General features: G+C 67.2%; 1 protein-coding gene. It reads right to left on the bottom strand.

Annotation, left to right across the window (positions count from 1 at the left end):
• The coding region (locus EXE44_RS18735; protein WP_199241293.1) for a HisA/HisF-related TIM barrel protein at positions 1-335 on the bottom strand (335 nt) is incomplete at both ends.

Below are 335 nucleotides of genomic sequence, written 5' to 3'. Positions count from 1 at the left end.
GTACACTCGAACCACACCGTCTCGCCGTCGTCGTCCTCGTAGAAGTGGTCGCCCGCGTCGTCGTACCGGCGACGCGCGTCGATCGAGATGACGATGCACTGGCTGCCGAACGCGGCCGCGCCCTCGTCGATCAACTCCGGACGCTCCAGGGCGCCGGTCGTGATCGACACCTTGTCCGCGCCCGCTCGCAGCGTCTCCTTGATGTCGGCCTTGGTACGGATGCCGCCGCCGACCGTGAGCGGAATGAAACACTCGTCGGCGACCGCGTTGACCACGTCGAGCATCGTCTCGCGCCCGTCGGCGCTGGCGGTGATGTCGAGGAAGACGAACTCGTC

Origin of the sequence: Halorubrum sp. SS7, assembly GCF_005435055.1 — an archaeon.
GTDB lineage: Archaea > Halobacteriota > Halobacteria > Halobacteriales > Haloferacaceae > Halorubrum > Halorubrum salinarum.
The sequence above is the reverse complement of the archived record's forward strand: the minus strand, read 5'-3'. Positions and strand labels throughout refer to the sequence as shown.